The organism is Sinorhizobium chiapasense (assembly GCF_036488675.1).
GTDB classification, from domain to species: domain Bacteria; phylum Pseudomonadota; class Alphaproteobacteria; order Rhizobiales; family Rhizobiaceae; genus Sinorhizobium; species Sinorhizobium chiapasense.
In genome coordinates, this window is the sequence record NZ_CP133148.1 from 1,972,683 (window position 1) to 1,998,522 (window position 25,840).

30 protein-coding genes and 1 riboswitch are annotated in these 25,840 nt (G+C 63.5%); of the genes, 11 read left to right on the top strand and 19 right to left on the bottom strand.

The genetic code is table 11. The features are described from left to right. Positions 1-532: 532 nt before the first annotated feature. Positions 533-3,061: a mechanosensitive ion channel family protein gene (locus tag RB548_RS09445; RefSeq protein ID WP_331374923.1), complete on the bottom strand. Its 2,529-nt coding sequence runs from the start codon at positions 3,059-3,061 to the stop codon at positions 533-535. Positions 3,062-3,717: 656 nt separating this feature from the next. Between RB548_RS09445 and RB548_RS09450 the strand changes: the two genes are divergently transcribed. From RB548_RS09450 to ppk2, 4 genes are all read left to right on the top strand, one after another. Then, a complete protein-coding gene (locus RB548_RS09450; RefSeq protein WP_331374669.1) occupies positions 3,718-4,215 on the top strand; it encodes a hypothetical protein in 498 nt (165 codons plus the stop codon). Positions 4,216-4,218: 3 nt separating this feature from the next. Beyond that, positions 4,219-5,448, top strand: a complete 1,230-nt coding sequence (locus tag RB548_RS09455) for an HlyD family secretion protein (RefSeq protein ID WP_331374670.1) — start codon at positions 4,219-4,221, stop codon at positions 5,446-5,448. Between the two features lie 16 nt (positions 5,449-5,464). After that, positions 5,465-7,165, top strand: a complete 1,701-nt coding sequence (locus RB548_RS09460; RefSeq protein ID WP_331374671.1) for a SulP family inorganic anion transporter — start codon at positions 5,465-5,467, stop codon at positions 7,163-7,165. Positions 7,166-7,235: 70 nt separating this feature from the next. Continuing rightward, complete coding sequence (ppk2, locus tag RB548_RS09465; protein ID WP_331374672.1) at positions 7,236-8,102, top strand: polyphosphate kinase 2; 867 nt, start codon at positions 7,236-7,238, stop codon at positions 8,100-8,102. Positions 8,103-8,192: 90 nt separating this feature from the next. On the opposite strand, the gene RB548_RS09470 is transcribed toward ppk2, so the two are convergent. Further along, complete coding sequence (locus RB548_RS09470) at positions 8,193-8,663, bottom strand: histidine kinase (RefSeq protein ID WP_331374673.1); 471 nt, start codon at positions 8,661-8,663, stop codon at positions 8,193-8,195. Between the two features lie 331 nt (positions 8,664-8,994). Between RB548_RS09470 and RB548_RS09475 the strand changes: the two genes are divergently transcribed. Next, the gene (locus RB548_RS09475) at positions 8,995-9,162 is read left to right on the top strand and encodes a hypothetical protein (RefSeq protein ID WP_331374674.1); all 168 of its coding nucleotides are present in this window, start codon (positions 8,995-8,997) and stop codon (positions 9,160-9,162) included. Positions 9,163-9,333: 171 nt separating this feature from the next. Here the strand turns inward: RB548_RS09475 and RB548_RS09480 are convergent, their stop codons facing one another. The 3 genes from RB548_RS09480 to RB548_RS09490 all read right to left on the bottom strand — a co-directional run bounded on the left by RB548_RS09480 (position 9,334) and on the right by RB548_RS09490 (position 11,117). Next, a complete protein-coding gene (locus tag RB548_RS09480; RefSeq protein ID WP_331374675.1) occupies positions 9,334-9,798 on the bottom strand; it encodes a GFA family protein in 465 nt (154 codons plus the stop codon). A 52-nt stretch (positions 9,799-9,850) separates the two neighbouring features. Further along, entirely contained in the window at positions 9,851-10,411 is a 561-nt protein-coding gene (locus RB548_RS09485) for a DUF924 family protein (RefSeq protein WP_331374676.1), read from the bottom strand. Positions 10,412-10,643: 232 nt separating this feature from the next. Next, positions 10,644-11,117 carry an Lrp/AsnC family transcriptional regulator gene (locus tag RB548_RS09490; RefSeq protein ID WP_331374677.1) on the bottom strand — a complete coding sequence of 158 codons (474 nt, stop codon included), beginning with the start codon at positions 11,115-11,117 and terminating at the stop codon, positions 10,644-10,646. A gap of 211 nt (positions 11,118-11,328) precedes the next feature. On the opposite strand from RB548_RS09490, the gene RB548_RS09495 reads away from it, so the two are divergent. Further along, entirely contained in the window at positions 11,329-11,880 is a 552-nt protein-coding gene (locus RB548_RS09495; RefSeq protein ID WP_331374678.1) for an RBBP9/YdeN family alpha/beta hydrolase, read from the top strand. A gap of 47 nt (positions 11,881-11,927) precedes the next feature. On the opposite strand, the gene RB548_RS09500 is transcribed toward RB548_RS09495, so the two are convergent. The 5 genes from RB548_RS09500 to RB548_RS09520 all read right to left on the bottom strand — a co-directional run bounded on the left by RB548_RS09500 (position 11,928) and on the right by RB548_RS09520 (position 17,026). After that, a complete protein-coding gene (locus RB548_RS09500) occupies positions 11,928-12,932 on the bottom strand; it encodes a FecCD family ABC transporter permease (RefSeq protein ID WP_331374679.1) in 1,005 nt (334 codons plus the stop codon). A gap of 482 nt (positions 12,933-13,414) precedes the next feature. Next, positions 13,415-14,365, bottom strand: coding sequence for an ABC transporter substrate-binding protein (locus tag RB548_RS09505; RefSeq protein WP_331374680.1), 951 nt, complete (start codon positions 14,363-14,365; stop codon positions 13,415-13,417). Then, positions 14,362-15,222: an ABC transporter ATP-binding protein gene (locus RB548_RS09510; protein ID WP_331374681.1), complete on the bottom strand. Its 861-nt coding sequence runs from the start codon at positions 15,220-15,222 to the stop codon at positions 14,362-14,364. Before RB548_RS09510 ends, RB548_RS09505 begins: the two co-directional genes overlap by 4 nt. A gap of 19 nt (positions 15,223-15,241) precedes the next feature. Further along, positions 15,242-15,652, bottom strand: coding sequence for a DUF1636 family protein (locus tag RB548_RS09515; protein ID WP_331374682.1), 411 nt, complete (start codon positions 15,650-15,652; stop codon positions 15,242-15,244). Positions 15,653-15,760: 108 nt separating this feature from the next. Beyond that, positions 15,761-15,973, bottom strand: a riboswitch (cobalamin riboswitch). A gap of 171 nt (positions 15,974-16,144) precedes the next feature. Continuing rightward, a complete protein-coding gene (locus RB548_RS09520) occupies positions 16,145-17,026 on the bottom strand; it encodes a LysR family transcriptional regulator (protein WP_331374683.1) in 882 nt (293 codons plus the stop codon). A 148-nt stretch (positions 17,027-17,174) separates the two neighbouring features. On the opposite strand from RB548_RS09520, the gene RB548_RS09525 reads away from it, so the two are divergent. Then, positions 17,175-18,071, top strand: a complete 897-nt coding sequence (locus RB548_RS09525) for a polysaccharide deacetylase family protein (protein ID WP_331374684.1) — start codon at positions 17,175-17,177, stop codon at positions 18,069-18,071. Positions 18,072-18,228: 157 nt separating this feature from the next. On the opposite strand, the gene RB548_RS09530 is transcribed toward RB548_RS09525, so the two are convergent. After that, entirely contained in the window at positions 18,229-20,007 is a 1,779-nt protein-coding gene (locus RB548_RS09530) for an SLC13 family permease (protein WP_331374685.1), read from the bottom strand. A 317-nt stretch (positions 20,008-20,324) separates the two neighbouring features. On the opposite strand from RB548_RS09530, the gene RB548_RS09535 reads away from it, so the two are divergent. From RB548_RS09535 to RB548_RS09550, 4 genes are all read left to right on the top strand, one after another. Further along, positions 20,325-20,615 carry a hypothetical protein gene (locus RB548_RS09535; RefSeq protein WP_331374686.1) on the top strand — a complete coding sequence of 97 codons (291 nt, stop codon included), beginning with the start codon at positions 20,325-20,327 and terminating at the stop codon, positions 20,613-20,615. 67 nt (positions 20,616-20,682) lie between these two features. Beyond that, positions 20,683-20,982 carry a hypothetical protein gene (locus tag RB548_RS09540; protein WP_331374687.1) on the top strand — a complete coding sequence of 100 codons (300 nt, stop codon included), beginning with the start codon at positions 20,683-20,685 and terminating at the stop codon, positions 20,980-20,982. A 28-nt stretch (positions 20,983-21,010) separates the two neighbouring features. Continuing rightward, positions 21,011-21,286 (top strand): hypothetical protein, encoded by a 276-nt coding sequence (locus RB548_RS09545; RefSeq protein WP_331374688.1) that lies wholly within the window; start codon positions 21,011-21,013, stop codon positions 21,284-21,286. A gap of 169 nt (positions 21,287-21,455) precedes the next feature. Beyond that, entirely contained in the window at positions 21,456-21,761 is a 306-nt protein-coding gene (locus tag RB548_RS09550; RefSeq protein ID WP_331374924.1) for a hypothetical protein, read from the top strand. A gap of 164 nt (positions 21,762-21,925) precedes the next feature. On the opposite strand, the gene RB548_RS09555 is transcribed toward RB548_RS09550, so the two are convergent. The 8 genes from RB548_RS09555 to RB548_RS09590 all read right to left on the bottom strand — a co-directional run bounded on the left by RB548_RS09555 (position 21,926) and on the right by RB548_RS09590 (position 25,714). Beyond that, positions 21,926-22,174, bottom strand: a complete 249-nt coding sequence (locus tag RB548_RS09555) for a hypothetical protein (protein ID WP_331374689.1) — start codon at positions 22,172-22,174, stop codon at positions 21,926-21,928. A gap of 323 nt (positions 22,175-22,497) precedes the next feature. Then, positions 22,498-22,836, bottom strand: coding sequence for a DUF1515 family protein (locus tag RB548_RS09560; RefSeq protein ID WP_331374690.1), 339 nt, complete (start codon positions 22,834-22,836; stop codon positions 22,498-22,500). Continuing rightward, positions 22,829-23,080, bottom strand: a complete 252-nt coding sequence (locus RB548_RS09565) for a hypothetical protein (protein ID WP_331374691.1) — start codon at positions 23,078-23,080, stop codon at positions 22,829-22,831. The genes RB548_RS09560 and RB548_RS09565 overlap by 8 nt, the downstream gene beginning before the upstream one ends. Before the next feature lie 120 nt (positions 23,081-23,200). Next, on the bottom strand, positions 23,201-24,034 hold the full coding sequence (locus tag RB548_RS09570; RefSeq protein WP_331374692.1) for a lysozyme family protein: 834 nt from the start codon (positions 24,032-24,034) through the stop codon (positions 23,201-23,203). 63 nt (positions 24,035-24,097) lie between these two features. After that, positions 24,098-24,466: a hypothetical protein gene (locus tag RB548_RS09575; RefSeq protein WP_331374693.1), complete on the bottom strand. Its 369-nt coding sequence runs from the start codon at positions 24,464-24,466 to the stop codon at positions 24,098-24,100. Between the two features lie 161 nt (positions 24,467-24,627). Beyond that, positions 24,628-24,825, bottom strand: a complete 198-nt coding sequence (locus tag RB548_RS09580) for a hypothetical protein (protein WP_331374694.1) — start codon at positions 24,823-24,825, stop codon at positions 24,628-24,630. Between the two features lie 100 nt (positions 24,826-24,925). Then, positions 24,926-25,321, bottom strand: coding sequence for an ISAs1 family transposase (locus RB548_RS09585; protein ID WP_331374695.1), 396 nt, complete (start codon positions 25,319-25,321; stop codon positions 24,926-24,928). A gap of 57 nt (positions 25,322-25,378) precedes the next feature. Beyond that, positions 25,379-25,714: a transposase family protein gene (locus RB548_RS09590; protein WP_331374696.1), complete on the bottom strand. Its 336-nt coding sequence runs from the start codon at positions 25,712-25,714 to the stop codon at positions 25,379-25,381. Between the last annotated feature and the right edge of the window lie 126 nt (positions 25,715-25,840).

Genomic DNA, 25,840 nt, shown 5'->3' on the forward strand with positions numbered 1-25,840 from the left:
TCTGTAACGTGCATGACTTGATCGGCAGCAATACCGCCTGACAGCGCCGCGCGTCGTTCCCAGACGCATAAAGGTCGCTGTAACACTTTGAATTGCTGCATGGTTTGTCCCAGGTCCGTTACGATCCGAGGACCATGCAGCTGTCGCTCGTGCCTCGCACCAACGCGATGACGAGTTGGTTACGATGAACCGCTTAAGAGTGCTCGATGGGGCGGTACCGGGGCGATTTGCTGACAATTGAGCGGCAGCTTTGTGGTCATCGATGCCAGGCGGAGATGGCGAGTTCCGCAATGCACACCTCATTCCTGTGCTCGTCACAGGAATCCTGCAGCGCCGCGTCGGCGGCGCGGGAGACTCCTCTGGATCGACCTCGCGTATGGCCGCCGGTCACCCGCCGCGCGCCCGACCGGCACCTCCTCCGTCTCACACACTGGTGGCCACGTCATTCACGGCGCAGACGCGCCGTGGCTGGATCCCTGTGACAGGCACAGGGACGAGGAGCTCTGAGTATCTGCCTCGGAAAAAGCAGCCGTCATCCCCTGCGGGAACCGCGCTTGGCGATGCTGCGCGGCGCAGTTTCCGGCGCCTCTTCCGGTTCGGCAGAAGGCTCGGGCTCTGCCGCGAGCGAGGGCTCGGCCTCGGCCGGCGCCTCGTCCTCCGGCGTCGTATCCTCGATCTTCAGCGGGAACGGCGCGCCGATGCCTTCGTCGCGGAAGCGCTCGTAGATCGTGACGCGGATATCGTTGCGCACGTTGCCCGCCGTCAGCACGTCGGCAACATAGATGCGCAGTTCGAAGGTCATGCGCTCGTCCCCAAAGGCCGTGAAACCGACCGTCGGCGCCGGGTTCTTCAGCACCATCGGATGGGCGGCGGCGATCTCCTGCAGGAGATCGATGACCCGGCGCGGATCGCTGGCATAGGTGACGGTGACGGTGATCTCCGACCGGCCGAGCTTGTTGCGGTGCGTCCAGTTGCCGACCGAGGCGTTGATGAGCAGCGAATTCGGCATCATGATCGACTGGTGCTGGAAGGTCTCGATCTCGGTCGCGCGCACCGAGATGCGTCGGACAAAACCTTCGGTCGTGCCGCTGACGATCCAGTCGCCCACCTTGAAAGGCCGCTCGACGAGCAGGATCAGGCCTGAGACGAAGTTCGAGACAATGTTCTGCAGGCCAAAACCGACGCCGAGGGAGAGAGCACCGGCGACGAGCGCGAGGCTCGAGAGGTCGATGCCCGCTGCCGAAAGGCCGATGAGGCCGGCAAGCCCGACGCCGACATAGCCGATGCCGGTGCGGATCGAGTTGCGCACGCCCGCGTCGACGCGGCTGCGCGCCATGACGTTGCCGTCGATCCAGCGCTGCACCCAGCGCGTGACGACGAAGCCGAGCGCGAAGAACAGGACACCGGCAAGCAGGCCGACCAGCGAGATGGTGATCGTGCCGATCCTGATCTCGGTCAGCACGCGATAGGCCCAGGACTCGATGTCGGCGGGCTGGAAACCCCACTGCAGGAGGATCAGCGGAATGAAGAACAGCACGACGAGCGCGTAGATGCCGAGCCCGGCCGCAAGTCCGATCTGGTCGAGCCCCACCTGCTCCAGCTGGAAGCGCCGTTCGAGATAGCGCCCCCCCAAGGTTTCCGCGAAGGCGCCCTGCTTGGAGACCGATTTGCCGGTGAGAATGCCGATATACATGGTCACCAGGATCGCGCCGGTGACGATGATCTGCGTGGCAATGAAGCGGGCAAGGCCGACGTAGCCGGCAAGCGGGATGGCTATGAGCAGCGCCCCCATGAGAAGAAGCGAAATCCAGATGAGGCGGGGCCAAGGCCGACCCGGCGCATCGTAGGGTTCGTCCGGCCTCAACATCGGCCGGATCCAGGCCATCGACATCAGGATGAGGCCGATGATGATCGAGGCCACGAAGCTCTTGGCGACGGTCAGGATGACCGGCGAGCCGAGGGACTCGCTGATGCTTCCGGCGAGGTAATCGAGGACGTTGACCACCGCCATGGCGCAGATTGAAATGAACAGCATGCGGGCGCCGCGATCCGAAACGCGCACGAGACGCCAATTCGATTGCTGCGGAGACAGCACCGCCTGAGCGAGGCTGGTGATGAAGAGCAGCACGACGGCGACCGCCAGCGTGATCGCCAGGATCGGCGCAATATCCGGCCGCAACACATTGAAGCTATTGAGGAAAAAGTAGCTCGACGCTGCAAAGGCGGTCGCCGACACTGTCGGGATCACCGTGGACCAGAAGGCGACCGAAAGCTGCCTGAAATAGTTCGGCTCCTCCTCGTCGCCATTGTGCCGGAGGAACGGCGCAAAGAGACGGCGGCTGCCGGCCAGAAAGATCAGCGCCGCACAGAGCGAGAGGAAGATCGCGATGAGAAGCGGCACGCGCTTGTAGTTCCACGCAAAGGTCAGCCAGCTGCCGACGCTGCGCGACAAAGCCTGGGTCTCGCCGATCGTCGTCTTCACCGCCTCGGCGAGCGTCGCCGCCGAGATTTCCGTGTGCTTCAGCAGCGTATTGGAGAACAGCGCCCGCCTTGTCGCCGTGATGCCGTTGGCGAGTTTCCTCGCCTCGACCGAGAGGTTCTCCGCGCGCCCCGTCAGCGCGTTTATCGCGCCGCGTTCGGCGATCAGGCGCTTCCTTTCTTCCGTAACGATTGCCGCTTCCGGCGGCTGCCCTTCGCCGGGCGGCTCGCCGAGCTCGGTCAGCCGTCCCTTGATTTCTTCGAGCCTCGGCCGCGTCGCAACTGTGGCGGCGAGGATCTGTCCGGAAAGAGCATCGACCTGCACCTTGAGCTCGGCAAGCAAGGTATCGTCTTCCTTGGCGCCTTCGACGCGCCCGCTGAGCCGCTTGAGCTCGCGGTCGGCTGTGGCGAGTTGATCCTCCGCCTGCTGGAGAGCCGGAGAGGCAGCCGCTGCGCCGTCATCGGGCAGGTCCTGTTGCGTGGGTTCGGTCTGTTGCGCCGGCTGGGCGGGCTGCACCTGCGGCGCCGGCTGAGCCGGCTGGGCCTGCTGGGCGCTCGCGGGTCCGTTGCCGGCAAGCGCCATGGCTCCGGTGAGGACGACAAGCGTAACGGCGGTCAACTTTGCAATAAAATTCAATTCGACACCCTTCGAAGCCCCGGAATGGCGACACGGAATCACGTCGAGCACTAGATCACGATGATTTCGGCTTGAATCAACCGAAAACCGGATAACGTGCCCTGCCCCCGGCAGTTCCCGCGCACGATCACGCCGCGTGACGCCCGTGAAGATCTGCTCTGCATGCGCAACACGGCAAAAAGATGCGGACCGGAGCGGATCGGCATGTTTTTTTTGCTGAATTGACGCGCAGGTCCGGCAAACCCTCCGCTACTACAGCCACGCGCGTCTCACCGGACGCGCAAAGGTCGCTGTAGCACCTTGAATTGCTGCATGTCTTTGTCCTTAAATCGAGGTCGATTTAAGGAGACATGCAGTAGACGCCCTGGAGGGTCGCAACGACATTGGTTTGCACTCCGGCCGGCAACCGACAACCATCACTGTTCCACCCTAGCTTGGCCACTCAGCGAGCCGGACGGGCACAACCCCGGCGCAGCAGCCCCCTTTTCCTCCCGTAGCGTGAAGCCGCCCTTTCTTTTTGACCACCCGCAATAACGCTATGAAATCCAAGTCCAATGCGTATGATGGGGCGTTGGCGTGTTCTGTGTTTCGGGGGAAATGAGATGGCAGAAACGTTGCATCCGGCGGCAGTGGATCATCTGCCTGTCTTCATCACCGCGCCGGGACAGACGGACGTCCTGTTCAATGTAATGGTCGTCTTCGTGCTGCTCATGGTCTTCCTGGTCGGCATCTTCTACCTTCGCCTGCACGCGCTGCCCGAACACATGGCGCACGGCGCCAGCAAGGCGCAGCTGCAGATCATCGGCGTGCTGGCGCTGATCGCGCTCTTCACCCACAATCATCTGTTCTGGATCGCCGCGCTGCTGCTTGCCATGATCGAGTTTCCGGACTTTGCCTCCCCGGTCAAGTCGATGGCGCGCTCGCTCGCCAGGATTGCCCGCCGCGATGAAAGGGAGGCGCGCGAGCGGCAAGAGAACGGAGCAGCCCCCTCGGAGCCTCCGCCGAAAACGCCGCCTCCAGAAGCCCCAAGAGCGGAAGGGTCGCAATGGGTGCCGCTCGAAGTCGCCCAGGGCGATGACAAGATCGAGCGCAGGAGGTGAGCCATGCTGGAATTCCTGATCTGCTCGATGCTCACCATCTTTCCCGACTTTCTCTTCCGCCGCTATGTGCAGGGCAAGCGCATCGGCCGCGAGATCAATCTCTATTCGATGTGGTTCGAGCTGCGCTACGGCATCACCGCCTGCGTCATCCTCACCGTGTCGCTGATCACGATGATCTTCTACTTCCACCCCTCGACAACAAATGTCACCGCCGTGTTCCGCACCGTCACGATCCTGCCTGAGTCGAACGGGCGCGTCGCGGAGGTCTTCGTCGGCACCAACGAGAAGGTCGCGGCCGGTGCGCCGCTCTTCCGTCTCGACAATACCGAGCAGCAGGCGGCGCTTGAAACCGCACGCCGGCGCGTCGTGGAAATCGAAGCCGAGACAACGGTGGCAGAGAGCGAGCTCGCCTCAGCCGACGGCCTGATCGCACAAGCCGAAGGCGCCTATCTCCAGGCTCAGAACGAACTGCAGACCCAGGTCGAATTGAACGAGCGCAATCCCAACATTGTCGCAAGGCGGGAAATCGAGCGACTGCAGGTCGCCGCCGACGGCCGCAAGGGCGCGCTCGCCGCCGCCGTTTCCAACAAGCAAACGCTGCAGACGAAGATCTCCTCGCTGCTGCCGGCGCAGAAGGCAAGCGCCGAGGCAGCGCTCGCCCAGGCACAGGTGGATCTGGACAAGACGACCGTGCGCGCCGGCGTGGCCGGGACCGTGCAGCAATTCTCGCTTCGACCCGGCGACGTCGTCAATCCGATGATCCGCTCGGCCGGCATCCTCGTGCCGGAAGAACGGCGCATCGGCCTGATCGCCGGCTTCGGCCAGATCGAGGCGCAGGTGATGAAGGCCGGAATGATCGCCGAGGCGACCTGTATCGGCAAACCCTTCGCCATCATTCCGATGGTGGTCACCGAGGTCCAGGACGTCATCGCCGCTGGCCAGTATCGGCCGACGGACCTGCTCGTCGACGTCCAGCAACTGGCACGTCCCGGCACGCTGACGACCTATCTGGAGCCGCTCTTCCAGGGCCAGGCGTTCGACATCCCGCCCGGCAGCAGCTGCATTGCCAACGCCTATACCAGCAACCACGACGCGCTGCATGAGCCCGGCATCAGCACGTGGCGCTGGGCGTACCTGCATGTCATCGACACGGTCGGTCTGGTGCATGCGGCGATCCTCCGGCTGCAGGCGCTGCTCTTGCCCGTCCAGACCCTGGTGCTCACGGGCCATTGATCCGGAGGTGACGGGGATGCAACTCACCCTCCCTCGCCTGCCACTGATTGCCAATCTTGCCGGCTACCAGGCGAGCTGGCTGCGCAACGACGTTTCCGCCGGGCTCGCCATCGCCGCAGTCGGCCTTCCGAGCGCCATCGCCTATCCGGCCATCGCCGGCTTGCCGCCGGAGACCGGCCTCTACGCCAGCATCCTGCCGCTCATCGCCTATGCGCTCTTCGGCCCGTCGCGGCGCCTGATCGTCGGGCCGGACGCCGCGACCATGACGGTTCTGGCCGCGGTGCTGACCACGGTCTATGCGGTGCCCGGCGTCAGCGCGGATCGGGTCACGGTGGCCGCGTTGCTGGCGCTCGCCGTTGGCGCGCTGTGCCTGATCGCCCGGGCGGTGCGGCTCGGCGTGCTCGCGACTTTTCTGTCACGCCCGATCCTGATCGGTTTTTTCGCCGGCATCTCGCTTTCGATCCTGATCGGCCAGATCGACCGGGTCACCGGCATCGACATCGAGGGTGACGGCCTGATCGCGCCCGTCCTCGAACTTGTCAGCAAGGCCGGATCGATCCATTGGCCGTCGCTGCTGCTTGCCGCCGTGTCCTTCGCACTCCTGCAGGCGGCGCGCGTCATGCAATCGCGCATTCCCGGGCCGGTGCTGGTCGTCGCGCTCGCCGTGTTGCTATCGGCCCTGTTCGATTTCGAAGGGCACGGCATCAAGGTGGTCGGCGATATCCCGCGCGGCCTGCCATCGCTGACGCTGCCGCCGGTGTCTGGCCTCCCCTTCCAGTCGCTCCTGCTTGGCGCCGGCGCCATCTTTCTGGTGAGCTTCGGCTCCGGCATCATCGCCGCCCGCAGCTTCGGGGCCAAGGGCGGTTACCTGGTCGACCCGAACCGCGAACTCGAAGGCTTCGGTGCGGCGAACATCGCCGCCGGGCTCTTCGGGACCTTTCCCGTCACGGCTTCGGACTCGCGCACAGCGGTGAACTTCAGCGTCGGGGGCCGGTCGCAGATCGCGAGTATCGTGGCGGCCGCGGCGCTGATGGCGGTTCTCCTGTACCTCGGCGATGTCCTGCGCATCCTGCCGATCCCCACGCTCGGCGCGGTGCTGGTGGCAACCGCGCTCAGCCTGATCGATATTTCCGCCCTGAGGGAGATCTGGCGTATCAGCCGCGTCGAATTCGTCTTCGCGCTGATCGCGATGTCCGGACCGATCAGCTTCGGCGTTCTGGAAGGCGTGGCCACGGCAATCGCCGCGACGCTGGTCTACGTATTGCACAAGACGATGTTTCCGCGCGACGCCCTGCTCGGCAGGCTTGCCGGCCATGACGGCTTTTACAAGCTCCACCGCAACCCGGCGGCACGGCCGGTGCCCGGCTTTGCCGTCTTCATGGTCCAGGGCAGCCTGCTGTTCTTCAACACCGATTACGTCCAGACGCGCCTGCGCGCCGTCATTGATGAGCTGCCCGCGGACACTCGCTGGTTCGTGATGGATGCGAGCGCGATCGCCCAGATCGACAGTTCCGCAGCCGCCATGCTCGACGAGGTTCATGACGATCTCGGCAGGCGCGGCATCGCGCTTGCGATCGCCGAGTTGCATTTCGGAGCGCGCGAGATCCTCGAACGGGCCGGCGTGATCGCGAAAATCGGCCCCACGATGATCTTCGAGGATCTCGACGACGCGCTGGACGCCTTCGAGAAAAGCGGTGCGGAAAGAGCCGCGCAGTAGAGCCATCCTCCGCTGCGCCGACATCGCAACTTTTGAAAACAAGCAGGCAACGGCCAGATGGGAGAGCAGCATGGTCAAGAACGGCAAGAACGGCAAAAAGGACAAGAATAAAAATAAGGACAAGGAAAAGAACAGGGAAGTCGCCCAGTTGCATGAGCCGGCGACGAAGTCGAGCGGCGACTATGCGAAGGAACTCGCCCGGCTCCACGTCGAACTCGCCCATCTCCAGGCCTGGGTGAAGAAGACCGGAGCCCGCGTCGTCATCGTGTTCGAGGGCCGTGACGCAGCCGGCAAGGGCGGCGTGATCAAGCGGCTCACCGAGCGCGTCAGCCCGCGCGTCTTCCGCGTCGTCGCCCTGCCCGCTCCGACCGACCGGGAGAAGACGCAGATCTACATGCAGCGCTATATCCAGCACCTGCCGGCGGCAGGCGAGGTCGTGATCTTCGACCGCTCCTGGTACAACCGCCCGGGCGTCGAGCGCGTCATGGGCTTCTGCACCGAGGAGAAGGCGCGGCGCTTCCTCGAACTTGCACCGCGGTTCGAGGCGGCAATGATCGAAAGCGGCATCGTGCTGCTCAAATTTTTCCTCGATGTCAGCGAAGAGGAACAGGAACGGCGCTTCCGCCAGCGCGTCGACGACCCGACCCGCCAGTGGAAATTAAGCCCGATGGACGTCGAATCCTATCGCCGGTGGTGGGATTACACCCGCGCCTATGACGAGATGATCCGCATGACCGATACCGACTTTGCCCCCTGGTGGATCGTGCCCTCCAACGACAAGAAACGCGCGCGCATCAACTGCATCTCGCACATCCTGGCCTCGATCCCCTATGAGCGGGTGAAGTTCCCGGAACCCGAATTCGGCAAGCGGCAGAAGCGCCCGAACGACTACGTCGACGACACTCACATCCGCCGGACCGTACCGGACGTTTTCTGAAAGGAAGCGCCTGCTCGCCGCATCTGCGTGCAGGCGCGCCGCCTGATAAGACGCGCGGCGCAGTAAGCGCCGCGCGTGAACAGGCCGCGCTCAGGCCTTGTCGGGCGACCAGTCGAGGAAGAAGCCGACATCGCCCGGCATGCCGCCGGGGAAATTGATGATCATCGCCTTCAGCTTGTAGCCCTGCGGCTTGCCGAAGGTCTGATAACGTTCATAGAACTCCTTGGCCTTGCCCTGCAATGTTTGCGGCCAGTCGCGATCGGAGCTGTTGATCGCCCGGCCGCTGTCTGTGCAGAGCGAGGACGGGAAGCTGTAGACCATGGCTTCGAATTTGCCGTCCTTGACGGCATTGGCAACGAGGCGGCGGACAACCGCGATTTCCTGCTCGGTGACATGTTTTTCAAGGAAATCGGCGGCGAAATCGGCAAGCTTCTGCTCTTGCAGCGAGCGGAGCTTTCGCTCCTTCTCCATTTCCGCCATTTCCCGCTCCAGCATTTGCATGCGAAGCTGCTCGGCACTCATCGGCGCTCCGTTCGAAGCGGCATCTTTGTTTTCCGGCATCCTGTTGATCCTCCTCAAGTCTATGGTGAACACTGTCGGGAGTGAATTGCGGAACATCGGGTTACGTCGAATATGCTTTCCAGATCCCTCGAAGTATATCCCTTATTAGGCAAGAGATAATTCGCTTATCTTCGGTGAGAAACCAGCAAAAAGATTGATTATTAAAAAACAATTCTGTCAATCGATAAGCTATTACGATCGCGCCCGGCCTGCATCACCTCGGAGATCGTGAAGGCTTTTGCCGACAACGCCTGTGCGTTTTCTCTCGTCTTGTTAAGGCCACAAAGGTCATAGAAAGAATTTGAACGAATACTACCGCCACGCAGGCATCATGACAAGTATAGCGTCGACATTGATTTCGCTTGAGAAAGCGCCGACGGAACGGCTGCTCGCCCTTGTGAAGCCGATCGAGGAAACGGTCGAGGGCAAGAACAACCAGCTTCGAACCGTTGTGGAAACGCTCCGGTCGCGACGCGTCAGCTGGGCCCAGATCGGCTAGGCGCTGGGCATATCGCGGCAAGCGGCCTGGGAGCGGTTTTCCTGAATCACTGCAATTCAAAGCGACGGCATCCTTGGCGCGTCTGATCAGACGCGCGGCGCTGTAGTGCACTCCGCTTGCAGTTCCACCGCTTCAACGAAACGGTAACGCTCCAACGCCTCGCCCGTCCGGCTATGCCGGGCTTCCAGCCTGTTTGCGATATTCCTCCAACAGGCCCTCGTAAGCCTCCAGGGGCGGCAGCGCCTCGTAGCTGTGGTTGGCGGGCGTCGTCGCCCAGGGCAGTTTCTCGCTCGTCCAGGTTTCGATGAACGGCGCGAACCAGCCCGGATCGTCGAGCATCGTCGCGCGAACGTTGACGAACCAGTCCATGCCCTCCGGCCGCGTGAACATCCAGCTCATGCAGTGCGGGCAGAAATAGTGCCGGGTCGCGCCGTGCAGGCCGCCGATCACCGGCTCGCCCTTCGTCACGGCAAAGCCTTCGCTCGGGATCGCGACGCTCAGCGAGAAGGCGCTGGCGGTCATCCGCTGGCAGCCCGCGCAATGGCAGGCCATGGTGAGCAGCGGCGGCGCACTGACCTCGAACCGCACCCCGCCGCAGCGGCATCCCCCTTCCCAGGGCAAGCTGTTCTTGTACATGGTTTCCTCCGTTAATGTCGTTCGGCAGCGTGCGCCCTGGCCTCAGCACCCCTCAAAACCCCGCGCCCGGCTCGGCCAGATAGGCCTCCTCGGCCGGCGTCGAAACCCGGCCGAGGATGACGTTGCGGTGCGGAAAGCGACCGAATTGCTCGATCACCTGGCGGTGGCGGATGGCATAGTCGAGATAGTCGGCGTCCCCGAGCTCGGTGAAAAGTTTTACCGCCATCGTCTGGTCGGTCAGGTTCTCCGAATGCTCGAAGGGCATGTAGAAGAAGGCGCGCCATTCCTTCGGCACCGCGAGATCCGCACGGGCGCCGATCGCAAGCTTCGCCTCGCGCAGCGCCAGGCAATCGGTGGCGTAAGCGAGCGGCGAGCCGCGATACATGTTGCGCGGCAACTGGTCGAAGAGAAGGACGGCCGCAAGCCAGTGTTCGGGCGTTGCCCGCCAGGCGTCGTCGAGCCTTCTCGAAAGCGCCAGATGCGAGGCCTGGAAACGCTGCATGCATTGCCGGTCGAGCTCTGCGCTCGGCGTAAACCAATCGTCGTAGGAAAGCTCGCCGAACCAGAATTTCAGGACCTCTTCCGGCGTGCAGATCGCGATCTCGTCAGTCATTCAGTGCCTCTCGTCAATTCCGGGCATCAGATAGGGGGCGATCATGCGGTTTCCACCGTCGATCGGCAATGCTCGCGCCGATGGTGCACGAAGAATTGCGGGCAGCACGGCGGGGACGCCGGTCGTGTCAACGGACGCCGGAGCCTCCGGGCGGCCAAGGTGCCATGAATGACTCCTGGCGGTCGATTAACGCGCGGGCAAACTGTCCCGCGCCGCGGCGGACATGCCGCCCTCACCGCCGCTGCAGCAGTGCCCGCCCGATGGGTTTCGGCGGCTCCGCGCGCAGTACCAGCGAGGTCGTCACCGCCCCGAACCTGGCGATCGCGTCGACGATCGTCTCCAGTTCTCCGGGCGATGGCACGAGCACCTTCAGCAAAAAACAATCCTCCCCGGTCAGCCGCAGCACTTCGACAATATGTGGCATCTCGGCGAACTGCTTGAGGCATGGCCGGATGTTTTCATGCGTCGTACGCAGCCGGATGACTGCCATCATGCCCAATCCAAGCGCGGCGGGATCAACGCGGGCGCCGTAGCCGAGGATGAAGCCGCGCTCCTCCAGCCGCTTGACGCGCTCAGACGTTGCCGGCTGAGAGAGCCCCACCCGTCGCCCCAGTTCCGAAATCGCGATGCGCCCGTCCTCCTGCAGCGTTTCGAGGATGGCGATATCGATTGGATCGAGCGCACGATGATTTTCCTGCACTATCATGTTCGGCCTTTAATTCATCGGAAATTGGAGACGTTTTCCGATAGTTCCGCATTCCTGACGAAAAAGAAAGCCGTCATCATCCTCCCCTGCAGCGCCGTGCGTCCTTTCAGACGCACAAGGGTCGCTGCAGCACTTTGAATCGCTGCATGTTTTTTTCCTTAAATCGGCTCCGATTTAAGGAAACATGCAGTAGACAGCGACAGGAGAGATCATGACGAGCATCATCATACTGCCCGGGATCGGCGGCTCGGGCGAGGCCCACTGGCAGACGCTCTGGGAGAAGGAAAATTCGCGCATGCAGCGGTTCCGGCCGACGAACTGGGACGAGCCGGATCTCACCGACTGGATTTCCGCGCTGGAGCGTTCGGTCGCAGCGGTGCCCGCGCCGCCGATCCTCGTGGCGCACAGCCTCGCCTGCCTCCTCGTCGCCCACTGGCAGCAGGCTTCCACGCTGCCGGTCGCCGGCGCGTTCCTCGTCGCGGTCCCGGATCCGCAAGGAGCCGCGTTTCCGAACGAGGCGAAGAGCTTCGCGAACCCGCCGACGGAAGCGTTTCGTTTCCCCTCCCTCATCGTCGCCAGCGCCGATGACCCCTACGGCACCCTCGACTACGCCTGCGCCCGTGCCCGCCAATGGCGAAGCCGCCTCGTCGAAATCGGCGCCCGCGGCCACATCAATGGTGCGAGCGGCCTGGGCGACTGGCCGGAGGGGTCGAGCCTGCTGACGGAGTTTGCCGCGGAATGTGCACCGGAGCGAACTGTCTGACGAGGACGACCGCACCATCAACGCGCACCTCACCCTGTGCTCGTCCCTCACCCCCGCCGCTTGAGAATGGCGATGAACGCGAGGCCGCCGGCAAGGCCGGTGACGACGCCGATCGGCATGTCTTCGGGTGCCATGACGACACGGGCGACGAGGTCGGCGAGGATCAGCGTGAGCGCGCCGGCAAAGGCGGAGAGCGGGATGACGCGGACATTATCGCTGCCGGCAAAGAGGCGGACGAAATGCGGGATCATCAGGCCGACGAAGCCGATCGCGCCGGAGAACGCCACCATCACGCCCGTGAGCAGCGCAGTGATGATGAAGAGCATCAGGCGGAAGCGACGCACCGGAATGCCAAGCGTCATCGCCGTCTCGTCGCCCATGGCGAGCGCATTGATCTCGCGCGCCCGGACTGTGAGCCAGCCGAGTGAGACGGCGAGCGCCAGCGCCGGATAGACGAGATGCGGCCATTGCGCGAGGCCGAGGCCGCCGAGCATCCAGAAGATCACCGTGTGCACGGCGCGCGGATCGCCGAGGAAGATCAGGAGGTTGCCGGCCGCCGTCAGCGTGAAGGCGACCGCGACGCCGGAAAGCACGAGGCGATCGGCGCCGGTGCCGAGCACGCGGGTGACGAGCGCCACCAGCGCGGTGGCGCCGAGCGCGCCGGCGAAGGCAAAGAGCGGCACCGTCGCGAGACCGAGGAGAAGACCGGTGTGGAGCAACGCGACGATCGCGCCGAGCGCCCCGCCCGCCGAGACGCCCAGGAGATGCGGATCGGCAAGCGGGTTGCGCGTCACCGATTGCAGCACCGCGCCGGTCACCGCAAGCCCGGCACCGACGATCCCGGCGAGCGCCACGCGCGGCAGGCGCACGTCCCAGACGATGCTTTCGCGGCCGGCCGACCACAGGACCTCGACACTGCCCGGCGCGACCTTGGCGACAATGATCGACCAGACGGTCGCGACCGGGATAGGCGCCGAACCGAGCGAGACGCCGGCGGTGACGGTGAGGCAAAGCAGAAGCAGTGCCGCGAGGATGAAAAGTGCGGTTTTCACGTCGGGTTGAAGCTTTCGGGTTTTCTCGGGGTCGAGGGACGGATGCCCAATCATAAAATTGATGAAAATCATATGGTTGTACTAATTCATTCTATGTCATCGTCAGCCGCCGCTTGTGGCCCTCATCAAGTGAGTTGCTTTGTTGATGCGTGGCAAAAAGATCAACTCCGTCATCCCTGTGCTTGTCACAGGAATCCAGCCGCGCCGCGTCGGCGGCGCGGGAGACTCCGCCGGCCCGATTGAGGGTTAGATTCGGGTTGCTCCGCAAGCCCTCCGACAGCCATCTCCTCCGCGGCGTCCAACCACTCAAGGCGCGTCATTCACGGCGCGACGCGCCGTGGCTGGATCCCTGTGACAAGCACAGGAATGAGGTTCTGGTGGGAACCATCATCTGCCAGCGCCGTGAAGCCGAACATTTCGACAGCCGAGATGCGGACGCGCCATCTCCCTTACGCGATGCTTCTTCACACGCCCCGGCCCACTCACATCGCCTCGGCGTGAAAACTCCTCGCCAGCCGCCTGATCGTCTCGATGTTGCGCGGGCCCGGCGTCGCCTCGACATATTCTAGCACGACGAAGCGGTCGTCCTTCACCGCGTCCACGTTCCTGAAGGCCGGATTGCTCTTCATGAAGGCGATCTTCTGGTCTGCGGTCACCTCGCCGTAGTTGACGATGACGACCACTTCCGGGTTGCGGTCGATCACCGGCTCCCAGGAGATTTCCGTCCAGCTCTTCTCGACATCGTCCACGATGTTGACGCCGCCCGCCGCTTCGATCATCGCGGTCGGAATGCCGTAGCGCCCGGAGGTGAAGGGCTTTTCCTCGCCGGAGTCGTAGACGAAGACGCGCACTGGCCGCCGCTCGGCTCCCTTGATCCTGGCAGTGATCTCGGCGAGCTCATTGCGATAGCCCTGAACCAGCGCCTCGGCCCTCTCCTCGACCCCGAAGATGCGGCCGAGGTTCAGGAGGTCGACGAACATGTCTTCCATCGTCGGTTTGCCCTTCGCCATGATGTGGATGCAGCTCTCGGTCAGCTCATAGACCTTGATGCCGAGGGGCATCAGCGTTTCCGGAGTCACCTCGCCGCCGACCTTCATGCCGTAGTTCCAGCCGGCGAAGTAGAAATCCGCATCGGCATTCAGCAGCACTTCCTTCGTCGGATATTTTTCCGCGAGTTCGGGCAGTTGCTTGACGCCCTCGCGCAGCCGCTCGTCCAGCGTCTTCCAGCCGGAAACGCCGGTGTAGCCGACCATGCGATCCTGCAGCTTCAAGGCCAGCATCATCTCGGTGAGATTGACGTCGTTGGAAATCGCCCGCTTAGGCGCGGCATCGAAGGTGACCTCGCGGTTGCAGCTCTTGACGGTGACGGGATGGGCGAGCGCCGGCACGGCGGCAAGGACGAGCGCGCCGGCGGCAAGAAGAAGTCTGTTCATTGGATTACTCCTGTGGAACGGGACGGTCGCGCGACGGGCATTGCGTCGGACCGCGAGAGCGTGAAGGAAAAGCGGGAAACCTGGCCCGCAGCATCGCCATGCGCGGTGGCATGGACGCCGAAGGCGGCCGAGAGCGCCGAAGGCTTCAGCACCGTCTCCGGCGGGCCGAAGGCGGCAAGCCGCCCCTCGGTCAGGATCGCGACTTCGGTCGCGAACTCGGCCGCGAGATTGATGTCGTGCAGCGTCGTGACGATCGTCAGCTTCAGCGTCTGCAGGAGATCGAGGATTTCGAGCTGGTGGCGGATGTCGAGGTGGTTGGTTGGCTCGTCGAGGATGATGATCTTCGGTTCCTGGGCAAGCGCCCGGGCAATCAGCACCCGCTGCTTCTCGCCGCCCGAAAGCGTGGCGAACTGGCGGCGCGCCAGATGGGCAAGGTCGAGATGCTCGAGCGCATGCGCCACCCGCTCGCGGTCGCGATCGCTCCAGCCGCTGATCCCCTCGCGACGCGGGATCCGCCCCATCATCACCACGTCGCGGACGCTGAAGGGAAAATCGCCCGGCATTTCCTGCAGGACGACCGCAATCGTCCTTGCCGCCTCGCGCGCACTCATCGCCCAGAGGTTCACGCCGTCGATCTCGATACGGCCGGCGATCGGCTCGACCGCCCGATAGAGGCAGCGCAACAGCGAGGTCTTGCCGGCACCGTTCGGGCCGATGATCGCGAGCCGGCTGCCCGGCGCGATGGAAAAACCGATATCGCGGACGAGCCGGAGGCCGACGCGCGGCCCCCACACCAGTCCTTCGACGCGCAGGCTGGCGCCCGCGCCCCGCTGCAAGCTACTGAATTTGTCGCTCATGAAAATGCCCTCCCCGCGCTCACTGCAGCAGCCCCGCGGTGTCCTCGGAAACGAGGAGCGCCGCCGGAACGCGCGCAAGGCCCTTGCCGTTGGCGCTGAACGCCGCAGCAGGGAAAGCGTCAAACACCTCGCCCCCGGCGCAGGCGGCGGCGAAGCTGACAAGATCGTCGATGTCTTCCTCCGGCGAGATGTCGCCGAAGAGATAGGTCGCCTTGCCGGTCGCTTGGAAGGCTATCGTGCAGGGCCGCGTGCAGGCGGTCATCGCGACCGTGCCGGCGATCGAGAAATCCCGGTCGAGCGGCCCGCCGAGCGCTGAAACGCTGCGGTTCAACTGCGCGAGCAGCTCGGCGCCGGGCCGGCATGGGCCTCCGGTGAAGCGGCAATCGGTGCAGAGCGTTATCTTGTGCTGTCGGAAGTCTGATTTCGCCATGGCTTGTCTCCGCCGGGCTGGGCCGGAGAGAAAATGGCGAAGATGCAAGGAGACGGTTGCCCGCCGAGCAGAAGCCAGTTCTTTTCCATCGGAACACCCCGTCCGTTGTGGTTGATCGGTTCGATGGCAGGTCTCCTGGCTCGCGGGTCGCCGCGCATTCACGTCTTCCCGGCCTTTTGCCAGTGACATGGTGTGAATGCGCTTTCCGCTCACAGTTGCGGGGGCAGCCACGGTTTCGGCCCCTCCTGGGTCGTCCTCACCGTGTTCCCTTTTCAGCCGCTTCCGGATCACGAAAGCAGCACCATCGCGCCCTTGGTGACATGAATCGCGGCGCGAGGCAACCAGCGGATGAAGGGAGAAAGGAGATATCAACACGGGTGGGTGTCTCGTTGAGCGGTGCGTTCTGTTACGAAATAACATTACATTACGCAAGACAGAAACGTCGTCGCGAGCTGGCTCCCGCCAATGCGAAGGCAGCAAGGAGCGAACACCTCAGGCCGAAAACAGGTTCTCCGCTATGAAATCCACGAAGACCCGGAGTTTCGGCGACAGGTAGCGGCTGGAGGGCCAGAGGATCCGGAACGGGCCGGAATGTTCGACGTGGTCGTCGAGCACGCTGACGAGCGTGCCTTCGCGGAGCTGGCGGCGGATGCCGACATCCGGCAGGCAGGCGATGCCGAGCCCCTGCTCGGCCATGTAGATTAGCGGCTCGATGGTGTTGACGACCGCCGTCGTCGGCAACTCGATGTCCCTCTCCACGCCCCTGAGCGGCCAGCGCTCGAACTTGCCACTGGTCGCGTAGCGGTGCTGCAGGCAGGCGTGGGATTTCAAGTCTTCCGGAGTTCGCGGCACGCCTCTCACTGCAAAATAGTCGGGCGAGCCGACGAGCATGAGGCGGAAGGTGCCGAGCGAGCGGATCATCAGCCGCGAGTCGCTGACCTCGCCGGCGCGTACCACGGCGTCGAAGCCTTCGCCGATGACGTCGACGATGCGGTCGCTGAAGTCGAGGTCGAGCTCGATCTCGGGATAGGCACGCATGAAGGCCGAGAGCGCCGGCATCGTCAGCATGCCGATGAGCGGCATGCTGACGCGCAGCTTGCCGCGCGGCGCGCCCTGCGTCTCAGCGATTTCGTGCTCCGCCGCTTCGACCTCCAAAAAGATGCGCCGGCAGCGTTCGAGAAAAAGCGCCCCCTCCGCTGTCAGCGTGATCGAGCGGGTCGAGCGATGGAAAAGCCGCACGCCGAGCCGTTCCTCCAGCCGCGCCACCGCCTTACCAATTGCCGACGACGATACGCCCAGGTGCCGCCCGGCGAGCGTGAAGCTGCGGTTGTCCGCTGCCTGGACGAAAGCGTTGAGCGATCCGAGACTGTCCATCTGCCAAACTCAATTCCGGACATTTGGTCCGATGTCCTCGGAATTATAGCGCATTTTTCCGCGACATCGAGTGGCCTACCCTCAACGAACGCGGCAGATCGCCTCTTCACTGATCCGACCGCCCATGATTTCACTGAAGGAGAAAGCCATGTCCCCGGTTTCAGCGGCACCACAGCACCACGACCGTTTCGATTATTCCGCCATCATCGATCGTCCACCGCTAAGCTGGCCGGGCGGCGCAAGGGTTGCGGTCTGGGTCGTGCCCAATGTCGAGCACTTCCTGTTCGACCGGCCCTCGAGTTCCATCACGCAGCTGACCGCCGGCTTCGTGCCCGACGTGCTGAACTATTCGTGGCGCGATTTCGGCGCCCGCGTCGGCATCTGGCGGCTGATGGAGGTCATGGACAAATACCGGGTGAAGGGCACCGTTGCCCTCAACTCCGACGTCTGCGAGCACTATCCGCGCATCATCGAGGCCGGCAAGGCGCTCGGCTGGGAGTGGATGGGCCACGGCACCAACAATTCCACGATGATCAACGGCCAGCCGGAGGAAGAGGAACGCCAGATCGTCAGAACCGTGATCGAGACGATCGAGCGTAGCACCGGAAGGAAGCCGCGTGGCTGGCTAAGCCCGGGCCTCACGGAGTCGCATCGCTCGCTCGACCTGCTCGCCGAAGCCGGCATCGAATATGTCGCCAACTGGGTCAACGACGAGCAGCCCTATCCAATGCGGGTGAAGAATGGCTCGATACTGTCGCTGCCCTACTCGGTCGAGATCAATGACTTTGCCGCATTTCTCGAACAGGGCCAGAGCGGCGAGGCCTTTGCCCAAACGATCCGCGACCAGTTCGACGTGCTTTACGAGGACGGCGCGCAGACGGGGCGCGTGATGGCGATCTGCCTTCATCCGTTCCTGATCGGCCATCCTCACCGCAGCAAGCATTTCGCGAGCGCGCTGGCCCACATCACTTCGCGCCGCGAGGTGTGGCTGGCAACCGGCGGCGAAATCGCCGACTGGTACAAGAGGAACTATTTGAAGAACTGACCCCGCCGGCTCCTGCGCAATTCCGGACGGAACCCGCGACATGCCTTTCCTGGAATTAGAGCAATTCCAGGAAGGGTGTGTAACGGTTTTCCGTCCGGAATTGCGTAATTTCAAAGAGTTAGATCATTTCACTGTTTCAAAGAAACAATGAAATGATCTAGTGCAGCGGCCAGACCCACATCAGCATCGGCACGGCGACGAGCACGATGACGAGGGAAAGCGGCAGGCCGAGGCGCGGGTAGTCGCTGAAGCGATAGCCGCCCGGCCCCATGACCAGCGTGTTGCACTGGTGGCCGATCGGGGTAAGGAAATCCGAGCCCGCGCCGATCGCCACGGCCATCAGGAAGGCATCCGGCTTGTAGCCGAGCGCCGCGGCGAAGCTGACGGCGATCGGCGCCATGACGAGCACGGTAGCGGCATTGTTCAGAAACGGCGTGACGCCCATTGCAGCGATGAGGATCAGCGCAAGCGCGCCTGAAGGCGGCAGATCGGCCGCAATGCCGCTAAGCCAGCCTGCAATGAGATCCGAGCCGCCGGTGGTGCGCAGCGTGTCGCTGACAGGAATGAGGGCCGCCAGCATGACGAGGATCGGTCCGTCGACGGCGCGGTAGAGGTCGCGTAGCGGAATGACTCGGAAGACGACCATCGCCAGCGCCGCCGCGAAGAACGCGACCGGCACCGGTACAACGCCGACCGCCGTCGCGCCCATTGCGGCCGCCAGCACGAGAAGCGGCACTGTCGCACGGCGGATGGTCCCGAGCAGGATTTCCCGCTGGGCAAGCGGCAGGCAGCCGAAATCCTGCAGGAAGGGCGACAGGTCTCGCCGCATCCCCTGCAGCACGACGATGTCGCCGGCCTGCAGCCGGATGCTGCCGAGGCGCTGCTTCAGCCGCTCGCCCTGCCGGCTGACGGCAAGCAGGTTGATGTTGTGATTGTTGAAGAGCGCAAGCCGTTGCGCCGACATGCCGATCAGCGGCGAGCCGCTGGCGATCACCGCCTCGACCGCCTCGAGATCGGCCGGTGCCTTGCCGTTGCCGGATGCCGGCAAGCGGTCGCCGGAAATCCTGAGCTTCGCCTGGGAGACGATACGGTCGAGCGCTGCCGGCCCGCCTTCGAGCAGCAGGATATCGTCGGCCTCGATGATGGCGTCCGGCAGCGGCGCCAGATGCGTGCCGCGGCGGAAGATGGCGAGCACGACGGCGCCGCCATCGCCGAGCTTGACGAGGTTGCCGAGCGGCTTGCCGATCATCGGCGAACCGGCCGCGACGACCGCCTCGGACGTATAGTCGGTAATCTCGATCGCCTCGTTGACGGACACCTGCTGGCTCTTGCGCTCCGGCACCAGACGATAGGCGAAAAGCAGAAACACCGCGCCTACCAGCGCCAGCGACGCGCCGACCGGCGTAAAATCGAACATGCTGAAACTTTCGCCGGTCAGGTCCTGCCGCATCCGCGACACGACGACATTGGGCGAGGTGCCGACCTGGGTCATGAGCCCGCCGATCAGCGAGCCGAAGGCCATCGGCATCAGGAAGACCGAGGGCTGGACACCCGACCGCCGGGCGAACTGGAAGGCGACCGGGATCATGATCGCCAGCGCCCCGATGTTCTTGATGAAGGCGGAAAGCACCGTGACGGTGACGACCAGAAGCGCAAGCTGCGCCCTGACCGAGGTCAGGTCCGGCAGGTAACGCTGGATCGCCGCGTCGACGACGCCGGAACGGGCGACACCGGCGCTGACGATCAGCGCGCTGCCGACGATGATGACGATATCATTACTGAAGCCGTCGAAGGCGTGGTCGAAAGGCACGATGCCGACCGCGATAGACAGCATCAGCGCCGAACAGGCGACGATGTCGTAGCGGAAACGGTCCCAGATGAAGAAGGCCATCATGGTGCCGATGACGAGTAACGAAAGCCACTGTTCGGCGGTCATGAGCAGCACCTGAAGCAACGCGGGTCGGACGAGAGCGTCTACTGCATATTTCCTCGAATCGGAACCGATTGAAGGAATAAAATCACGCAGCGGCGAGTCAGATCCACTACATCGTCCGAAGCGCCCATCGGATGCAACGGGGATAGCGACAGATTCGCGTCGCAGCGCCGTGCATCACCAGAAACTCAACCGAAACTCGTTGGTTCCTTTGATCGTTGTTGAAGAAAGAATATGATGACGCAGCCAGTTTAACGTGTATCAACGGGCCTTCGCGCAACGGAGAGGGCGCAATCGCCGGAGCCAAGGAAAAAGCAGCCATGAAGACCGCCCTGCCAGCCATTTGCGCGGGTCTCCTGTTCGCCGCCTGCACCTCCACCGCCCCGCCGTCGGTCGGCTACTCGCGCAATCTCGAGCCCATTCCCGGCAGCATCACCTATGGCGGCCAACCGCGCACGAAACTCACCAAGGCGCCGGTCGGCAGCATCGTGCCGCACCGCTTCCGCGACAAATTCGGCCGCGAGGTCTCCGAAACCTACGTCATCGAGCCCGACCGCTCGCTGCGGCTGATAAGCCGCCGCATCGACTATGATCTTTTGTCCGACCGCTAAGAGGGACGAGGAGACTGTGCGGTTTCTGCGCACCGCGTCTCAAAATGTTGGAATTGAAAGGATTGCCATGAAACATGTCTTGCCCGCCCTCTTTGCCGCCATTCTGCTCGGCGCCTGCACGACCACCTCCCGGCCGCCGTCGGTCGGCTATGGGCGCTACCTCGAGCCCATTCCCGGCAGCATCACCTATGGCGGCCAGCCGCGCACGAAGCTCACCAAGGCCCCGGTCGGCAGCATCGTGCCGCACCAGTTCTTCGACAACTTCGGCCACAGGGTCTACGAAACCTACATCATCGAACCGGACCGCTCGTTGCGCCTGGTCGGCCGTCGAATCGACTACAATATCTTCGGCGACATGGATGATTGATGTTCGGGCAACACCGGGGACCGTCACGATGAAACATGCCTCTATCGCCTGCGCCGCCGCACTCCTGCTTTCAGCCTGCACCGCCACGGCGCCCGAGGTGGAGCCGATCCCCGGCAGCATCACCTATGGCGGCCAACCGCGCACAAAACTCACCAAGGCGCCGGTCGGCAGCATCGTGCCGCACCAGTTCTTCACGCAAGGCGGGCTGGCCCGGGAAACCTACGTGATCCAGCCGGACCGCTCGCTGAAGCTGATCCGTCGCCACATAGACTACGACTTCATCACGAGGCACTCCCGCGGCTAGGATTGAGGAAACATGCAGTAGGCAGCAGCAGGGTGCTGTCGCGCCCAATAGTCCCGGGAGCACGTCCCGGGAACCCTGTGCATGTAGAACGCGTTGTTTTTGCGCGAGGCCTACGTTCAAGACCTTCGGCGCTTCACCGGGCCACAGCGAGCAACGAGAATCCATGAGAATGCCCCTGCCCGCGATGTCGCTTACCATCCTGTCCGCGATCCTGCTCGCATCGAGCTTGAGCGGCTGCACCGCCACGGCCGTCACCGTCGGCTATTCGCCCTATATGGAGCCGATACCCGGCAGCATCACCTATGGCGGCCGGCCGCGGACAAGGCTTACCCGGTCCCCGGTCGGCAGCATCGTGCCGCACCAGTTCAACGATCGCGCGGGACGCACCGTTTACGAGACCTACGTGGTTGAGCCCGACGGCTCGCTGCGCCTCGTCAGCCGGCGTTACCGCTACGACTTCTTCGACTTCGATTGATTACGCACTTTCCCGGACCACCCAACAGGGCGACAGCGCCGAGCGCACAACACCCCCGAACGCCCGAGGCAAAGCTTGGCGGCGGATCCCTCGGCGAGATCGGTCCCCCGCCGCCTCTTCAGTGAAGGCGGGTTCGCGCCTGACCGGAGAATGGTTGCCTCTGTTTAGGAGAAGCCGGCCTGGCGGAACCAGTCCTTCACGCCCGCCAGCACTTGCGCCTGGGCCGCATCGAGCGTCGTGGCATGACGGAAATCTTCGCTGCCGGTCCCGTTGCAATGCCAGATGGTCCAGGCCCAGTCTCCACGCGCCTGGCGCTTCAAGACAAAGCCCATTTCATGGTCACCAAGCTTGGCGCAATAGGCATCCGCCCGTTTCTGCACCCATGTCAGATTGATGTCGGCGACAGTCACCATCCCCCTGGCCCTCCCCCGTGCGAAAGGTAACCGCAATCGTTTTGATCGCACCCATGGAATTTTAGGGGAATGGCATGGTGCCGACGCAATATCCACAGCCATGGTGAGCCGAGCTAAGCCGGCGCACGCGGCTTACGCTTGTTTCTAAGGAAGCACAACCTGGACTATTGTTTTTCCACAATTCGTACCGTGCCGGTGCAACCGCGGAGACGGCGCACCGGTCGCCGAACCTGGGGCTTTTCCCTCCGATTCGAGCAGCCTCCGCCAAGCGAAGCGACCGAATCACCCGACGGATGCGATGCCCGGACCACCGGCATGGCGACCTACACGCTCCTGAGCAGCACGAGCAATCGCTTCGCCGCATCCGCAAAGGTCACCCCCAGCGCAGCGCCGCCGATGCCGATGACGCCGAGCGCGCCCATTCCCATCAGCTTCCATTTCCGCACATCCTCGGTCACCGGCTTCATGTCGGCAATGTCCTCCTTGGTAAGCGACATCGCCCCCTCGAGCACGCCCACCCGTTCGAAAAGATCGTCCATGCGGCGGATCGTCGAGGCGAGGCTTGCGTCCGACCGCTCCTCGGCTCGCCGAAAATCCTCGCGCAGGTTCTTCACTTCGGCGATCAACGTCCCAAGCTGGTGGTGAACGCTCGCATCAATCATCGCCGCCCGCTCCATGTCTCTCGCATTCGGCCTTCGTCCATATCGCCACGGCGCAAAGGCCGACCACGGTGCGGTCAATCCGGCTTTGGTCAGCGGCCGTTGCGCCGCGGGCGCCGACAAGATCAGTGCCGACGACGCGTCTCAGGCCCGTCACATCGCCCGGCCCCGAAATCCCACACCCCGCCAGAACCAAGGCAGGCATCATAAGCGCGACGCTTCGCGTCAGCGCGGTTCGCCGCTTCATCGTTTTGCCTTTCGATTGCGTGTCTCATTGCTCGTGCCCCCTCCTCGCGGAGGGCGAGCACGGCCCAAACGACGGCAGCAAGCACGAGCCCGCCGCCAAGCATCCTTCCCCAGACCATCATCACTTGAGACCCAGCGCCTCCCGCACGACCGGCATGGAGGAGATGGCGTAGACGGCGAAGCCGACGATGACCGTGAGGATCGCGATTTGCACCCGCCAGTCGAGCGTCACGAGATTCAATTCCCTCAGGGCGGTAACGACGCTGCCGCCGGCCGTCAGCAGCCAGGTCCAGAAGCGCCCCGATCTCGCGACGGCCTTGCGCGTCGACGCGGGGCCCGCTGCCGCCGCCGGGGCGGCTTCCGCATGCGTGACTGGCGCTGTCGGGACTTCAGGCTTCACAGGCCGTCGCGCCGCGGCCAGCACCTCTCGCAGCACACCCTCGACCTTCTCCGGCTTTACCAGCGCCTCGTTGAGCCCATCGCCGGCGTAGTAGGATTGCCCGCGCTTCACCCCCTGTTCATTGCCCGTGGTGTCGGCGAGGACCGGAAGCGACGCCCATTCCTGCGCCAGCCGCCGGCCGAATTCGACCAGGGACAATTCGCCAGCCACAAACGCCGGATAGCCGCGGCGCTTCAGGAGGTGAAAACCAAGCCGGTCCTGCAGATCCGGCGTGAAGATATCGCTTCCCTCGATCGAGGGAATTTCCTTCGCAAGGCCGATCAGCGTCGCCCGCATGAACTGATAGGCGCCGGCGGCACTGGAGCCATGGCTCTTCGACCAGGCCTTTTGCGCCTCGACGACATCGCCGAAGCTCATCGTCGTCAGCGGCTGCTTCAGCCTGTTCTGCCTGTTGGCATAGATCACGTCATAGGATGCACGGTCTTTCCGCCCGACCTCGGTTTCCCGAATGAAGTCGAGCAGAATCGCCGCGCCGGCAGGCACGGTTTTGTTCATCGTTCACCTAATTGCTCAAAAAAGAAAAACCCCCGCTCGGTAGCGGGGTCGTAGGTAATTCGATCACGATAGTTTGTGCTTGACAATCAGCCCTTTGCCGGTCGGCAAAATGAGAACCATAAGGGCGCGTTTAGCCGTGGATTCGTTCCGCATGTCGTACTGCTCTCCGAGATCCTTGAAGGCGTAATCTTCCAACACGATGTGACCACCTGGGACGATCCCATCCGACACGCGCACGATGCATTCTTTTTCGTAGCGGGCGCTGTTTAGATCCATCGAAAGATGTGAGATCTTCTCTATGGCTGTAACTTCAAGTGTTTGCGGCAGTGCGCCTTTGACCCGCGAGGCATTCAGGAATCGCGAGTAGTTACGTTTCGCTATGTCGTAAACGTCGATTCCTTTAATTTTGATGCATTGAGAGCTGCACAGCAACAGAGGTGCGCCCTCCAGAGGACATCGGGACATGGCTCCGTTTCGCCCCGAGCTTCTTATTACCCTGCTCGGCAAACCGCCATGCGGCATCGAGTTTCGGATCATCGAGGAAGGACGTATTCTTATTCAGAACGCGGAAAGCCGTCCATCTCCAGCCAGGGCTATCGCATATGAGCCAGAGCTGTGACGAGGTAGTCGTCGTTCCAGGCGCATTTCCTGATGCGATGGCTGATGGGGACCTTGGGAAGGTCGGCGGTTTGCAGGATGTTGCGGGCCAGGCGGTTGAGGATGGCGGTGTTGGCGGGGGCGTTGTCCTTCCTGGCGCGACTAAGGTCCTCGTCGAGATGGACGTCGAGCATTCAGTGCAGGCCATTTTCGATCTGCCAGTGGGAGAGGCGGATGGCGAACGCGCGCTCGGGGCTGATTTCGGCAGAGGCCATGAACAGGCGCGTCGGCGGCTTAGCCTCGTCGCGTCGGCTGGTGATGCGGACAAAGGCTTGATGACCTGGCACCAGCGCGGTTTGGTGTGGCGACGACCTTGGCCCGGCGCCACTCGTTTCGGCTATGGCTGCGTTCGCTCCGCTCAGCCATGGCCGGCGTCGCTTGCGCCAATGCCGCCTCGGCCTGCCGCCGCCGGTGACGGCGGTTGCCCTTCAGCGCGAGCATATAGTCGCCACGCCGGTCGAAGACCGCCTGAGCCATGTGGATATGGCAGTGGAGCGCGTCCGCCGTGACGATTTTGTCCGTCAGATCAAGCAGTTCCACCACCTTCAGCGCCGCCTCGACCTCGTTCTCCTCGGCCCTTGGCGTCACCGTCGCGAGGCCCAGCCGGGCTTCGGCGGCAGAGGCGGACACCGTCAGTGGCGGGCTGCGGCCTGCCCAAGCGCATAGGCGCGGCGCAAGGCCTTGCCGTCAACGGCGAGCAGCCCCGCTCGCGCCCAGCGCCTGGGCAAAGCCGGCGGCAAAGACGGCAAAGGCGCGGCCGAACGCCGCGGGATCCATCAGCCGTAGCAGCCGCGAGAATGTGTCGTGGCTCGGCGCGCTGTCATACTCGATCAGACGGGAGAGCGCCGCCTTGCGATTCTCAGCGAACAGCGCGAATTCCGTCGCCGTGCTCGCCCCGCGCGGGCTGGCGGCCACCATCATCACCAGCAGATCGCCAAGCCCATGCTTGGCGCTGCCAGCCCGCGGATCGGGCAGCGAACCAAAACAGTCTTCCAGGCAGGAAATGGCAGTCTCTCCTCTCAAGATCTGCCTTTCCAAGATTCCTTTCAAACCCGAAACGCAATCAAAATTTCATATGCGAATCCCTGCATCTCCAGCCCTGGAAGCGACTTATCCCCGTGCGCTACATAGCGCGCCCGTTTCCTTGAT

Coding starts and splice junctions, on each gene's coding strand:
- RB548_RS09495 (WP_331374678.1), top strand. CDS start 11,329: ATGACGAGCATCATCATACTGCCCGGGATCGGCGGCTCGGGCGAGGCC.
- RB548_RS09455 (WP_331374670.1), top strand. CDS start 4,219: ATGCTGGAATTCCTGATCTGCTCGATGCTCACCATCTTTCCCGACTTT.
- RB548_RS09570 (WP_331374692.1), bottom strand. CDS start 24,034: ATGAACAAAACCGTGCCTGCCGGCGCGGCGATTCTGCTCGACTTCATT.
- RB548_RS09445 (WP_331374923.1), bottom strand. CDS start 3,061: ATGGCGCTTGCCGGCAACGGACCCGCGAGCGCCCAGCAGGCCCAGCCG.
- RB548_RS09480 (WP_331374675.1), bottom strand. CDS start 9,798: ATGTACAAGAACAGCTTGCCCTGGGAAGGGGGATGCCGCTGCGGCGGG.
- RB548_RS09580 (WP_331374694.1), bottom strand. CDS start 24,825: ATGCTCGACGTCCATCTCGACGAGGACCTTAGTCGCGCCAGGAAGGAC.
- RB548_RS09560 (WP_331374690.1), bottom strand. CDS start 22,836: ATGATTGATGCGAGCGTTCACCACCAGCTTGGGACGTTGATCGCCGAA.
- RB548_RS09550 (WP_331374924.1), top strand. CDS start 21,456: ATGCCCCTGCCCGCGATGTCGCTTACCATCCTGTCCGCGATCCTGCTC.
- RB548_RS09485 (WP_331374676.1), bottom strand. CDS start 10,411: ATGACTGACGAGATCGCGATCTGCACGCCGGAAGAGGTCCTGAAATTC.
- RB548_RS09515 (WP_331374682.1), bottom strand. CDS start 15,652: ATGGCGAAATCAGACTTCCGACAGCACAAGATAACGCTCTGCACCGAT.
- RB548_RS09530 (WP_331374685.1), bottom strand. CDS start 20,007: ATGACCGCCGAACAGTGGCTTTCGTTACTCGTCATCGGCACCATGATG.
- RB548_RS09510 (WP_331374681.1), bottom strand. CDS start 15,222: ATGAGCGACAAATTCAGTAGCTTGCAGCGGGGCGCGGGCGCCAGCCTG.
- RB548_RS09535 (WP_331374686.1), top strand. CDS start 20,325: ATGAAGACCGCCCTGCCAGCCATTTGCGCGGGTCTCCTGTTCGCCGCC.
- ppk2 (WP_331374672.1), top strand. CDS start 7,236: ATGGTCAAGAACGGCAAGAACGGCAAAAAGGACAAGAATAAAAATAAG.
- RB548_RS09470 (WP_331374673.1), bottom strand. CDS start 8,663: ATGCCGGAAAACAAAGATGCCGCTTCGAACGGAGCGCCGATGAGTGCC.
- RB548_RS09525 (WP_331374684.1), top strand. CDS start 17,175: ATGTCCCCGGTTTCAGCGGCACCACAGCACCACGACCGTTTCGATTAT.
- RB548_RS09505 (WP_331374680.1), bottom strand. CDS start 14,365: ATGAACAGACTTCTTCTTGCCGCCGGCGCGCTCGTCCTTGCCGCCGTG.
- RB548_RS09490 (WP_331374677.1), bottom strand. CDS start 11,117: ATGATAGTGCAGGAAAATCATCGTGCGCTCGATCCAATCGATATCGCC.
- RB548_RS09460 (WP_331374671.1), top strand. CDS start 5,465: ATGCAACTCACCCTCCCTCGCCTGCCACTGATTGCCAATCTTGCCGGC.
- RB548_RS09520 (WP_331374683.1), bottom strand. CDS start 17,026: ATGGACAGTCTCGGATCGCTCAACGCTTTCGTCCAGGCAGCGGACAAC.
- RB548_RS09565 (WP_331374691.1), bottom strand. CDS start 23,080: ATGAAGCGGCGAACCGCGCTGACGCGAAGCGTCGCGCTTATGATGCCT.
- RB548_RS09555 (WP_331374689.1), bottom strand. CDS start 22,174: ATGGTGACTGTCGCCGACATCAATCTGACATGGGTGCAGAAACGGGCG.
- RB548_RS09450 (WP_331374669.1), top strand. CDS start 3,718: ATGGCAGAAACGTTGCATCCGGCGGCAGTGGATCATCTGCCTGTCTTC.
- RB548_RS09545 (WP_331374688.1), top strand. CDS start 21,011: ATGAAACATGCCTCTATCGCCTGCGCCGCCGCACTCCTGCTTTCAGCC.
- RB548_RS09475 (WP_331374674.1), top strand. CDS start 8,995: ATGACAAGTATAGCGTCGACATTGATTTCGCTTGAGAAAGCGCCGACG.
- RB548_RS09540 (WP_331374687.1), top strand. CDS start 20,683: ATGAAACATGTCTTGCCCGCCCTCTTTGCCGCCATTCTGCTCGGCGCC.